General features: G+C 69.6%; 11 protein-coding genes. 4 read left to right on the plus strand and 7 right to left on the minus strand.

Annotation, left to right across the window (positions count from 1 at the left end; genetic code table 11):
- Positions 1-160 precede the first annotated feature (160 nt).
- Positions 161-607 (minus strand): DUF5318 domain-containing protein, encoded by a 447-nt coding sequence (locus ACN261_RS09070; RefSeq protein ID WP_421484795.1) that lies wholly within the window; start codon positions 605-607, stop codon positions 161-163.
- Positions 608-782: 175 nt separating this feature from the next.
- On the opposite strand from ACN261_RS09070, the gene ACN261_RS09075 reads away from it, so the two are divergent.
- Together ACN261_RS09075 and ACN261_RS09080 are read left to right on the plus strand one after the other, a co-directional pair.
- Positions 783-1,421 carry a PadR family transcriptional regulator gene (locus ACN261_RS09075; RefSeq protein ID WP_421484796.1) on the plus strand — a complete coding sequence of 213 codons (639 nt, stop codon included), beginning with the start codon at positions 783-785 and terminating at the stop codon, positions 1,419-1,421.
- 23 nt (positions 1,422-1,444) lie between these two features.
- On the plus strand, positions 1,445-2,524 hold the full coding sequence (locus ACN261_RS09080) for an inositol-3-phosphate synthase (RefSeq protein WP_204925500.1): 1,080 nt from the start codon (positions 1,445-1,447) through the stop codon (positions 2,522-2,524).
- Between the two features lie 154 nt (positions 2,525-2,678).
- On the opposite strand, the gene ACN261_RS09085 is transcribed toward ACN261_RS09080, so the two are convergent.
- From ACN261_RS09085 to ACN261_RS09105, 5 genes are all read right to left on the minus strand, one after another.
- On the minus strand, positions 2,679-3,065 hold the full coding sequence (locus ACN261_RS09085; protein ID WP_421484797.1) for a peptidase inhibitor family I36 protein: 387 nt from the start codon (positions 3,063-3,065) through the stop codon (positions 2,679-2,681).
- 436 nt (positions 3,066-3,501) lie between these two features.
- Positions 3,502-4,926 carry a hypothetical protein gene (locus ACN261_RS09090; RefSeq protein ID WP_425849494.1) on the minus strand — a complete coding sequence of 475 codons (1,425 nt, stop codon included), beginning with the start codon at positions 4,924-4,926 and terminating at the stop codon, positions 3,502-3,504.
- A 180-nt stretch (positions 4,927-5,106) separates the two neighbouring features.
- Positions 5,107-5,373, minus strand: coding sequence for a hypothetical protein (locus tag ACN261_RS09095; RefSeq protein ID WP_421484799.1), 267 nt, complete (start codon positions 5,371-5,373; stop codon positions 5,107-5,109).
- Between the two features lie 563 nt (positions 5,374-5,936).
- Positions 5,937-6,416, minus strand: coding sequence for a methylated-DNA--[protein]-cysteine S-methyltransferase (locus tag ACN261_RS09100; RefSeq protein WP_421484800.1), 480 nt, complete (start codon positions 6,414-6,416; stop codon positions 5,937-5,939).
- A gap of 67 nt (positions 6,417-6,483) precedes the next feature.
- Entirely contained in the window at positions 6,484-7,251 is a 768-nt protein-coding gene (locus tag ACN261_RS09105) for a hypothetical protein (protein WP_421484801.1), read from the minus strand.
- 402 nt (positions 7,252-7,653) lie between these two features.
- Between ACN261_RS09105 and ACN261_RS09110 the strand changes: the two genes are divergently transcribed.
- Both ACN261_RS09110 and ACN261_RS09115 read left to right on the plus strand, forming a co-directional pair.
- On the plus strand, positions 7,654-8,175 hold the full coding sequence (locus tag ACN261_RS09110; RefSeq protein ID WP_421484802.1) for a hypothetical protein: 522 nt from the start codon (positions 7,654-7,656) through the stop codon (positions 8,173-8,175).
- Positions 8,176-8,203: 28 nt separating this feature from the next.
- Positions 8,204-9,724, plus strand: coding sequence for a flotillin family protein (locus tag ACN261_RS09115; protein WP_425849497.1), 1,521 nt, complete (start codon positions 8,204-8,206; stop codon positions 9,722-9,724).
- A gap of 58 nt (positions 9,725-9,782) precedes the next feature.
- Here ACN261_RS09115 and ACN261_RS09120 read toward each other — a convergent pair whose 3' ends face one another.
- Positions 9,783-11,240 (minus strand): CCA tRNA nucleotidyltransferase, encoded by a 1,458-nt coding sequence (locus ACN261_RS09120; protein ID WP_421484804.1) that lies wholly within the window; start codon positions 11,238-11,240, stop codon positions 9,783-9,785.
- Between the last annotated feature and the right edge of the window lie 93 nt (positions 11,241-11,333).

Consider the following 11,333-nt stretch of genomic DNA (forward strand, 5'->3'; position numbering starts at 1 on the left):
GTCACCACCGGGTTGCCGTGAGTTGACACACGCGTCGGGAGGCCGGCGCGGAGCCGGGGACGCGCTGCAAATTCCACATCATTCGGGCCATTCGGGCCGAAGGGCCGCCGGTCACGGTGACTGTGTCGTACGCCACCCGAATCGACCGGATCAGCCAGGTTCACCGTTGCGCCTCTCGCCTTCGCCCCTGCGTGGCAGCGGTGGCGGCGTCCGCCGCCCCCTGCTCCGGGCCGCCCTCGGCCAGCCCGTCCCGGCCGAGCAGGAACTGCTCGACGAGATGGTTCCAGTCACAGCCGAGGCACACCTCCACCACGAAGACCTGGAACTCACGCAGCGTCATCGCCAGCACGGGCAATTCGGCCAGGGAACGCGCCTGGCCGGCCGACTGCCTGAGTTCGTCCCCGTAAATGTAGTGGACGTGGGTCAGGTTCTCGCTCCGGCAGATCGGACACCGTTGGTCGGTCGGTTCGCCGTGGAAGCGGGCCGCGTTCTTGAGGTACGGCGACGCGTCGCAGACGTCGTACGTGCCGACCCGCCCGGCGTGGAGGTCACGCAGCACTGCCCGCTTCTGGAGCGAGTAGTCGACCACCTGGCGAGACGTACGCATGCGGCAAAGGGTACGCGCTCCGGTCGGGTGGGGCGACCACCGTCACGATCCGTGAAGAGGCCGGCGCGTAACGGGGGTTTGCCCGAACGCCGATCGAGGTACTAACGTGCGATGTATCGGTCCGATACATCGAGGCGGTTGACCTTCCGCCCCGACGGCAGGGGAAGGGTGGCCCGTGCTGGAACTCGCCATCCTCGGCCTCCTCCAGGAGTCCCCGATGCACGGCTACGAACTCCGCAAGGAGCTCGCCGCCAAGCTCGGCGCCATCCGGGCGGCGATCAGCTACGGCTCGCTCTACCCGACCCTGCGCCGGTTGCAGGCGGCGGGTTGGATCACCGAGGCCACCGACGCACCGGCCTCCGCCGAGGAGGTGCCCGCGCTGACCAGCCGGCGCGGTCGGGTGGTCTACAAGATCACCGCCGAGGGCAAGGAACGGTTCGCCCAACTGATCGCGCAGGCCGGACCGGAGACGTACGACGACACGGGTTTCGGCGTGCACTTCGCGTTCTTCGCCCGCACCGACCAGGCGACCCGGCTGCGCATCCTGGAGGGCCGCCGGCGCACGATCGAGGAACGTCGCGAAGGACTTCGGGACGTGCTGGGCCGGGCGGCCGAACGGCTCGACGCGTACACCCTGGAACTGCAACGCCACGGCCTCGACGCCTGCGAGCGTGAGGTCCGCTGGCTGGAGGAGCTCATCGCCAACGAGCGCTCCGGCCGTGCCCCGACCGCCCCGCGACCCGGGGTGGCCGACGGTCCACGAGACAACAACAGCCCGCCTCCGCCTGGAGAGTCCAGGAAAGAGCGGCCGTGATGAAGAAGAAGGAGGCAGACGCTATGGGCTCCGTCCGCGTCGCCATCGTCGGTGTGGGTAACTGCGCCTCGTCCCTCGTGCAGGGCGTGGAGTACTACCGCAACGCCGACCCGAACGACCGCGTCCCGGGTCTCATGCACGTCACCTTCGGCGACTACCACGTATCGGACGTGGACTTTGTCGCGGCGTTCGACGTGGACGCCAAGAAGGTCGGCATGGACCTCGCGGAGGCGATCGTCGCCAGCGAGAACAACACCATCAAGCTCTGCGACGTGCCGCCCACCGGCGTCAGCGTCCAGCGCGGCCCGACCTTCGACGGCCTGGGCCAGTACTACCGCGAGATCATCGAGGAGTCGGACGCCGAGGCGGTCGACGTGACCAAGGCGCTGCGCGACGCCCAGGTCGACGTGGTCGTCTGCTACCTGCCGGTCGGGTCCGAGCAGGCGGCGAAGTTCTACGCCCAGGCCGCGATCGACGCCGGCTGCGCCTTCGTCAACGCGCTGCCGGTCTTCATCGCCTCCGACCCGCAGTGGGCGCAGAAGTTCACCGACGCCGGCCTGCCGATCGTCGGTGACGACATCAAGAGCCAGGTCGGTGCCACCATCGTGCACCGCGCGCTGGCGAAGCTGTTCGAGGACCGTGGGGTCGAGCTGCTGCGCACCTACCAGCTCAACTTCGGCGGCAACATGGACTTCATGAACATGCTGGAGCGCAACCGGCTGGTCTCGAAGAAGATCTCGAAGACCCAGTCGGTCACGTCCCAGATCCCGCACGAGATGGTCAAGAGCGACGTGCACATCGGCCCGTCGGACCACGTGCCGTGGCTGGACGACCGCAAGTGGGCGTACATCCGCCTCGAGGGTCGTTCCTTCGGTGACACCCCGCTCAACGCCGAGCTGAAGCTCGAGGTGTGGGACTCGCCGAACTCGGCAGGTGTCATCATCGACGCCGTCCGGGCCGCGAAGATCGCGCTGGACCGCAAGATCGGTGGCCCGATCCTGTCGGCCTCCTCGTACTTCATGAAGTCCCCGCCGGTGCAGTACGCCGACCACGACGCGCACGCCGCCGTCGAGGGCTTCATCACCGGCGACGTCGAGCGCTGACGCACCGACACCGCACCGTCGAGGGCCGGGTCCGTTCGGACCCGGCCCTCGCGCGTTCGGTCCGCCGTCTTCAGGTGCGGCGACAGCTGCCGGCAGAGGTGCGCCCGGCAGGGTCGCGCCGGTTCCAGGATCGATCCGACGGGCTGTCCCTCGTTCAACAGACCCGGTAGACCTTGTCCGCCCTGTTCTGCTTCGGATAGACATCGCTGATGGATCTCTTCGAGGCGCTCACCGTGAAGAGCGGAGTGCCGTTGCTCTCGTAGAACGTCACCGAACCGCTTTTCAGGTTGTAGTAGACCGCTTCCGTACGGTCCTGCCAGCCCCAGGTGGCCAGGTTCTGCCAGCCGCAGTCGGACAGCTTGCCGTAGGGGGTGCCGAATCGCACGTCGTCGTAGAAGCAGAACCACCCGTCCGGGCAACTGGGGGCGGCGAGCACACCTGGCGACGCCGCAGCCGCAGGGGTGGCGGCGGAGAAGCTGCCGAATATGATCAGGAAATTGATCATCACGCCGGCCAGCAGGCGGCGAACGACACGGACCATGGTGGCTTCCCTCCCTCGGTCGAGCGACAGCAGGGCAGGTCGGGAGCACCTAATGAACGCTCCGAGATCGAGTGACAACGCTCCGTGACGCCCGTTGGCTCAGGGTAGAGTCGCGCCCCGAATGATCGCCAGGCCGGAAGGGAATCGCGATCGACCGTAGGACGGCTACGATCATCGATATCCGCTAAACTGTCTGCCGCCTCGGAGCGGATGGATCAGACCCGGTGCCGGCGATCAAGGGCATGACCATGTGGGATCGACCCGTGGGCAGCGATCACCGGAACCATCCGCGCCGGAAACCGTCACCGGCGGCGTCATTCTTCACATGGCGCATCCCCGATTCGCCTTTTCGGGGCCGCGTTTCCGACACCTCGGCTCGACGGTACCGCCGCCCGGGGTGGGTTTCGCCGAAGACCCACCCTCCCCGGGCGGTTGCTCAGTCGTGCCTCTTCCTCAGCTCGCAGTCCACGAACGTGGTTCCGGATTCGACCACCGGCACCGGCGTCTCGGGACGTACGGTCTGCTCGTGGAACAGGAGTGCACCGTGATCAGGGTCGATGACGAGCGTGTCCCGGGTGCCCACAGGATTCTCCGCGGCTTCGCCGTCGATGCTGAACGCCAGTCCCTGCCGACCTGTGGCGTCTATCGACCAGTCACGGAACACCAGGCCAGGTAGACCGGCCAGCACCCGCAGGACCGCCGCTCGCTGTGCGGAACCGAGACAGTGCTCCTTGTTGAGGTTGGCTATCCCCCGGAGCACGGCCAGCGACTCGGCCGTTGATCCCGGCTCGGCTCCCTGATCGACCAGGAGCTGCCGGCTGAGTTCCCGGGGGTCCGTCGACGGGTTCGGGACCCGCAACCGGGTCAGCGCGGAGGCAGTGCACTGCGTCGGCTCAGGCTTCCGCCGGTCGTTCGCGTCGATCAGCGTGCTGGACTCGCAGTCCTGCCCGTCAATGACGGTCCTCCGGAACTCCCGTTTCTCGTAGTCGTCCACCTGGGACGAGGTGGTCGTCCGGGAGACGACCAGCCGGGTGAGCACAGCATCCTCCCGGGCGAACGCCGGCTGCGGTGTGACCACTATCCGCTGGCCCAACACGAAGACCTCGTACCGACCGTCCGGCGCCTCCTCCACCACCGGACCACCGGACCGCTCGTTGTCCGGCGCGACCCGGTCGCGCCTGCGGTCGGCCGTCGCCATGCCCAGGAGAACCAGGGAAACGGCGGTCAGTGCCACCGCCGCCAGCATGTGCCACCGCCGCCGGGGTGGTCGCACGATCGAGGGTCCAGGAGTCCCCTCGGCCGCCGCACCCGAGGCGATTACTGCGTCTGCCGTCGAGGCCGACGCGACGTGCGGATCAGGCAACGGGTCCCGCTGTTCCGTCCGCTGTTCGCCGAGGCGATCGGCCAGCGCACACCAGGCGCGGACCTGGCTCTCGTGTGCACCGAGGCAGAGGACGAGGTAACCCAGTGCATCCGGATCGAGGGCGACCTCGCCGGCCAGGATGGCGTCAACCTGCGCTCTTCCCGGCACCGAACCCGACAACGCGCCCTTCAGTCGCTGCCCACTCACCGCGTCGAGTCGCCGTTCGAGTTCCTCGTCGGTCAGCCGCTGCTCCGCCCTGAGCCGACGCAGCGCGGCGAGCAGACCTGACGACGAGGCGATGCGGCCGTCCGGCTCGAACCGCTCGGCGGCCTCAACTGCCTTCTCGCGAAGTCGTCGCCAGTCGCGCGCGACCTCGTCGGTGACGCCGATACCGACGAGGAAGGCGTCCAACACATGCGACGTGGGGATCCTCCGACCACTGAGGTTCTCCGACAACGTACTCGTGCTCACGTCGCCCATGCGCGCCACGCGTTTCATGGGCGGCTCACCAGCGGCCAGGTATGCGCCACGCAGCTCTTGAGCGAGTCGGGCGGCCGGGCCGAAGCCCACCACCGGATTCAGCGGCCGGCCCGTCCTTCTGGTTGTTCCGTGTTCGGTCGGCGGTGACGCCGGGCTGTGCACTCTCGTTCTGACCTTCCTGCGTGCGTAGGACGACCGTCACCGGCCTTCGGGAGTCTGTCCGTCGGATCGACCCGCCGGTTCTGCGACATCCCGGCCTCCGGGGCCGGTCTCCGCACCCAGGATGTCGAACAGCCGGCGCAGCGTCCGCTGGTGGCTGCGGCCCCAGGTCTGCGACGTCCAGCGGGCCATCTGGACCGCGACGATCCCCAGGATCGCCGGCATGGCGACCGCCACCCGCCAGGACCCGCCGTCGCGCATCACCAGCGCCGAATAGATCATCAGCATGGCCAGCAGAACGGCCACCAGGGCACCCCCGTCGGTCCCACGCCGCCGCGGACGGCCGCCATCCAGCTGCTGTCGAGAAGACATGTCGGAACTCCTTGCCGGCACGACGGTGTCACGTCGCGCGTTGGTTCGTTGGAAGATTCGGCGCAGGGAGTCGGATCCGACGGAACACCGTCGTCGAACTCCCGCCCGCACCTCCGATCTTGCTCCCCCCACTCACCGAATCTCAATGCCGGACTGAGTCGTCACGCAGCCCAGATAATTGCTTCCGGGAACAACATGGTGATTGTTCGGGAGGCGACGGAGGCGGGTTCCTGCTATTCGGGCAGGCCAGCCGAAAAACTCGCCAGATAGCTGTGAGCTGGGAATTCATCAACCAACGACGGGCTCGTGCCCGGCTGGCCGACCACCATCCGAGCCAGGGACCACGGTTGTCCGGCGGCGATCGCCCAAGCGCCCCACGCCCGGCACGCGCACCCGGCCCCGCACCTCGTCCCGCTGCCGCCGGCCGCTCAGAAGAACCGAAAAACACCGCCGTCCACGCCCACCCGGTTCTGCCGCGCTGATCGGCGATCTGATCGTCACGACCAGGCGCGGCGCAGCGCCACCCCCGCCTCCAACTCCAGCAGGGTTACCTTGCGGGGCAGGCCGCCGCCGAAGCCGACCAGTTTGCCGCCCGCGCCGACGATCCGGTGGCAGGGCACGATCACCGGGACCGGGTTGCGGTTGCACGCCACCCCGACCGCCCGTGCCGCGCCGGGGTCGCCGACCAGCCGGGCCACCTCGCCGTAGGTGAGCGTCTCCCCGTACGGGATGCGGGTCATCTCCCGCCACACGGCGCGCTCGAACTCGGACCCGCGCGGCACCGTCACCGGCACGGTGAACCCGGTCAGCTCACCGGCGAAGTACGCCCGCAGTTCCGCGACCGCCCGGCCGGCCAGCCCGTCGCCGGGCACGTCGTCGGCCGACGCGACCCGGCCGAAGTGCGTGCCGCAGACCGCCGTCCCGTCGGTGGCGACGGAGAACTCCCCGATCGGCGAGTCGAGCACGGTCCAGCGCATGCCGACCATTCTTCCCGGCCCGACCGACACCGGGGGTGGCAGGCCGGGCCGGGCGGCGGGGCCGGCGCTAGTTGCCGTACGAGATGGTCCAGCCCTTGCCGTCGAAAATGGCCTTCGCGCTGGTCATGCCGCTGGGATACGACACCTGCGCCGGCGTGGTGAGTTCGGAGACGTCCATCACCTCGCTGCTGGAGAAGCTACCGAAGGCCACCCAGTAGGTGGGCTTGGGGTCGAACTCGACGCCGGCGTTCGGCAGGGTCGGTACAACGAACGTGCCGGCCCCCGACATGCCGATGCCCACACTGCCCTGCTCCTGGTTCCCCGGCCCCGGAACGGTGTCGTCCTCCTTGATGATGAGGCTGCCGTTCTTTCCGGAGGAGCTGGTCGGGCCGAATTCGAAACCACCGTCAACGTAGGAGAGGGTGACGAGGTTGTTCTGCGTCAGGTCGGCCGGCAGGATCTGACCTGCCACGAACTGTGTGCCGGGAACGAGCGTTCCGACCTGACCCCAGACGAAGTTGTAGTCGATGCTCCACTGGTATTCGACGACAGTCGACGGGTGGCACATCTTCGACATCCAGGCGAGCGTGACGGCGTCGCTCGGAAGGACGGGGGTTTCCTGGAACAGGATGGCGTTCATTCCGTCGAGCGCAGAATTGTTCATAATCGTGACGCTGTAGCCGACGGCATCCTTCGGGGGCGGGCTGGTCGACGTGCCGCCCCCGGCTGCTCCGGCGCTCGCACGGCCTGCGGGACCCGCGCCGAGCAGCGCGGCACCCAGGCCCGCGCCCAGCGCGACGAAACCGTCCCGTCGGCTGATTCGGATTTCTTTCATACACCCACCTCGTTCGGGAAGAACGCCCCTGCTGGCGCCCCCTGGAGAGGAGAGGTACGCGTCAAGGCTCATGTTATTCGGATCTTAACCTCGGGATCAGCAATTCGGCGTTGTCGATATGTTATGTAGGGGGTGCCGCAAACACAAGGGCTTCCTGTTTGTGCGGAAAAGCCAACTCCCACCCGACGGAAATTGCGCGACCCGAGGGTGCTGCGTCAACTGCCGTCCGAAGGACGGGCAGAATCGTCCCGCCGCACCCGGCCGGGTGGTCACCGGGACGTCGTCCTCGCCGACCCCGCCGGACACGAGCCGCAACGGTTGCCGCCGCCGAGGGAGTTGGCCGAACGGACGGCGTCCGTCGCCCCCGAATGATCACGCGGAACGTTGCGTCGGGTCGCTACCGTGCAGGTCGTGGCCACGGGGACGCTCATCTTTCTGATCATCGGTGGGGCGGGCGTCGGCGTGCTGGCGCTCGCCCTGCTCGGCGGCGAAATCCTGCATTTCGGTCATCCCGATGTCGACGGTCCGGTCTCCGTCGAGGCGGTCGCCGGTTTCCTCGGCGCGTTCGGCTTCGGCGCGGCCATCGTCAACGAACTGCTCGGTGGGCGTACCCCGGGGATGATCGCGGCGGCGGTCGGTGGCGGCGCGCTCGCCGCGGTGCCCACCGCGTGGCTGGCGGGGCGGCTGAGCCGGGCGGCGCGCGACATGCGCACCGACGCCACCCCCACCCGGGACGACCTGGTCGGCGCGCTCGGCCTGGTGGTCACCCCGATCCCGGCCGGCGGCTACGGCGAGGTCCGGGTACGCGTCGCCGGCCAACCCGTGAAACTCAACGCCCGCGCCGACCGGCCCATCCCGCTCGGCGCGCAGATCTTCGTGGTGCAGACGCTGAGCGAGACCAGCGTGCACGTCGAGACCTACTGACCCCTCTTCTCGCAGAGACGGAACCACCATGCCTCTCCTCATCGCCATCGGCGGCGCGGTCGTCCTCGCCCTCGTCCTCGTGTTGTTCGTGCTCTCCCGGATCAAGGTGGCCGGGCCGAACGAGGCGTTCATCGTCACGGGCCGCAAGGGTCGGACCACGCAGACCGCCGACGGCGGCCGGTCCACCGACAACTCCGGCCAGAAGGTCGTCCTCGGCGCGTCGGTCTTCGTCCTGCCCGTGGTGCAGAAGCTCCAGTCGCTCGACCTGTCCAGCCGCCGCATCGACGTCGGCATCCGGGGCGCGGTCAGCAAGCAGGGCATCCGGGCCGACCTGCACGGTGTCGCGATCGTCAAGGTCGGCGGCACCGAGGACGCGATCCGCGCCGCCGCCCAGCGCTTCCTGCACCAGCAGGACGAGATCGACAACTTCACCCGGGAGGTGCTGGCCGGCGCACTGCGCTCGATCGTCGGCCGACTCACCGTCGAGGAGGTCATCCGGGACCGGGCAGCGTTCGCCAACGCGGTCGCCGAGGAGGCCGAGCACTCGATGACCAACCAGGGTCTGGTGCTGGACACCTTCCAGCTCCAGGACATCCTGGCCGAGGGGTCGTACCTGCAGGATCTGGGGCGGCCGGAGGCGGCCCGGGTGCTCAAGGACGCGGCCATCGCCGAGGCGCGCGCCCGGCAGCAGGCCGAGCAGGAGCGGCTGCTGGCCGAGGAGGCGATCGCCGAGGCGAACCGGAACCTGTCGCTGAAGCAGGCCGCGATCCAGGCCGAGATCGACGCCGCGAAGGCCAAGTCGGCGGCGGCCGGACCGCTCGCCCAGGCCGAGCGGGACCAGGCGATCCTCTCCGAGCAGCAGAAGGTCGCCGAGCGCAACGCCGAACTCAAGCAGCGGCAGCTCGACACCGAGGTCCGCAAGCCGGCCGACGCGGCGCGGTACAAGGTGGAGCAGGAGGCGGAGGCGTCCCGCAACGCGGCGGTGCTGAACGCCGACGCGCAGCGGCAGGCCACCATCGCCGCCGCCCAGGCCGCCGCCGAGCAGGCCCGGCTCACCGGTGAGGGTGAGCGGGCCCGCCGGGCGGCGCTGGCCGAGGCGAACGCGATCGAGGGTGCCAAGGAGGGTGAGGCCGAGCAGCGGCGGCGGTCCGCGATCGCCGAGGCGGTCGAGCGGGAGGGCCAGGCCGAGGCCACGGCCATCCTGGCCCGGGGTCAGGCCGAGGCCGACGCGATGGCCCGCAAGGCCGAGGCGTTCGCCGCGTACGGCGAGGCGGCCGTGCTCGACCTGCTGGTCAAGGTGCTGCCGCAGGTGGTCGAGGCGGCCAGCGCCCCGATCGGCGCGATCGACAAGCTGACGGTGATCTCCACCGACGGGGCGTCGTCGCTGACCAAGTCGGTGGCCGGCAACGTGGCCCAGGGCCTCCAGCTCGGCTCCGACCTCACCGGCATCGACCTCGCCGGTCTGCTCGCCAAGCTCGGCGCGGCGTCGGCCGGGTCCCCGGCCAACGGCAAGCCGCCGGTCGAGGGCAGCGCGGTCGAGACCCGCTGACCCGTACGCGACGAGGGGCCGTCCGGCGTGCGCCGGGCGGCCCCTCGCGTCGTTCAGGTCAGCTCAGGCCCTGCTCGGCGGCCCAGCGCCGCAGTTCCGCCTCGGCCTCGTCACGGTCGAGCGGGCCACGTTCCAGCCGCAGTTCCTTGAGGTGCTGCCAGGCCTGGCCGACCACCGGCCCCGGCGGCACCCCGAGCAGTTCCATGATCGCGTTGCCGTCCAGGTCGGGCCGGACCCGGGCCAGGTCCTCCTCGGCGGCGATCCGGGTGATCCGCTCCTCCAGGGCGTCGTAGTCGGCGGCGAGCTGGGCCGCCTTGCGCCGGTTGCGGGTGGTGCAGTCGGAGCGGGTCAGCTTGTGCAGCCGGTCCACCAGGTCACCGGCGTCGGTGACGTACCGGCGCACGGCCGAGTCGGTCCACTCGCCCCGGCCGTAGCCGTAGAACCGCAGGTGCAGGCCGACCAGCTTGGTGACCTGGGAGGTGACGTCCTTCGGGTAGCGCAGCGCCTTCATCCGGTTCTTGGTCAGCCGGGCACCGACCACCTCGTGGTGGTGGAAGCTGACCCGACCGTCGGGACCGACCGCCTTGGTGGCCGGCTTGCCGACGTCGTGCATGAGCGCGGCCATCCGGAGCACGAAGTCGCAGCCGTCCGTCTCGTACGACACCGCGTTGCTCACCACGGTCAGGGTGTGCTCGTAGACGTCCTTGTGCTGGGCGTGCTCGTCGATGGTGAGCTTGAGGCCGGTCAGCTCGGGCAGGAACCGGTCGGCCAGCCCGGTGTCGACGAGCAGCCGCAGCCCGGTGATCGGGTCGGTGCCGCACAGCAGCTTGGTGAACTCGTCGCGGACCCGCTCGGCGGTGATCCGGTCCAGGTCGGCGGCCATCGCCACCATCGCCGCCCGCACGTCGGGGTGGACGGCGAAGCAGAGCTGGGCGGCGAACCGGGCGGCCCGCAGCATCCGCAGCGGGTCGTCGCCGAACGACTCGGCGGGCGTGCCGGGGGTACGGATGATCTTCGCGGCCAGGTCGTCCAGCCCGCCGTACGGGTCGGTGAACCGGTGGTCGGGGAGGCTGACCGCCATCGCGTTGACGGTGAAGTCCCGCCGCTTCAGGTCGTCGGTGAGGTTCGTGCCGTACTCGACGACGGGGTTGCGGCTGACCTGGTCGTACGCCTCGGCGCGGAAGGTGGTGACCTCCAGCCGGAGGCCGTCGCGCTGGCAGCCGATGGTGCCGAACTCCCGACCGGTCTCCCAGATCGACTCGGCCCAGCCCCGGACGATCCGTAGCGTCTGCTCGGGGTGGGCGTCGGTGCAGAAGTCCAGGTCGTCGCCGAGCCGACCGAGCAGGGCGTCGCGGACGGACCCACCCACCAGGTGCAGTTCGTGCCCGGCGCGGGCGAACCGGCGGCCCAGTTCGTCGGCGACCGGGGAGACGCGGAGCAGTTCGGCGACGGCGTTGCGCTGCACGGTGGTGAGTTCACGGCGTGCGGCGGCGTGGGGTGTGGAGGCTTCGGACATGGGATCGCCAGCCTATCGGGCGGGGACGGGAACCGATCCGCCGGGCGCGGATGTCGGGTACGGGTTGACTATGGTCATGGACGTGCGGACCGG

The sequence above is a fragment of the Micromonospora sp. WMMD723 genome (assembly GCF_049863385.1).
In the GTDB taxonomy this organism is placed as follows: domain Bacteria; phylum Actinomycetota; class Actinomycetes; order Mycobacteriales; family Micromonosporaceae; genus Micromonospora; species Micromonospora wenchangensis.

Coding starts and splice junctions, on each gene's coding strand:
- ACN261_RS09070 (WP_421484795.1), bottom strand. CDS start 607: ATGCGTACGTCTCGCCAGGTGGTCGACTACTCGCTCCAGAAGCGGGCA.
- ACN261_RS09080 (WP_204925500.1), top strand. CDS start 1,445: ATGGGCTCCGTCCGCGTCGCCATCGTCGGTGTGGGTAACTGCGCCTCG.
- ACN261_RS09085 (WP_421484797.1), bottom strand. CDS start 3,065: ATGGTCCGTGTCGTTCGCCGCCTGCTGGCCGGCGTGATGATCAATTTC.
- ACN261_RS09090 (WP_425849494.1), bottom strand. CDS start 4,926: ATGAAACGCGTGGCGCGCATGGGCGACGTGAGCACGAGTACGTTGTCG.
- ACN261_RS09100 (WP_421484800.1), bottom strand. CDS start 6,416: ATGCGCTGGACCGTGCTCGACTCGCCGATCGGGGAGTTCTCCGTCGCC.
- ACN261_RS09105 (WP_421484801.1), bottom strand. CDS start 7,251: ATGAAAGAAATCCGAATCAGCCGACGGGACGGTTTCGTCGCGCTGGGC.
- ACN261_RS09115 (WP_425849497.1), top strand. CDS start 8,204: ATGCCTCTCCTCATCGCCATCGGCGGCGCGGTCGTCCTCGCCCTCGTC.
- ACN261_RS09120 (WP_421484804.1), bottom strand. CDS start 11,240: ATGTCCGAAGCCTCCACACCCCACGCCGCCGCACGCCGTGAACTCACC.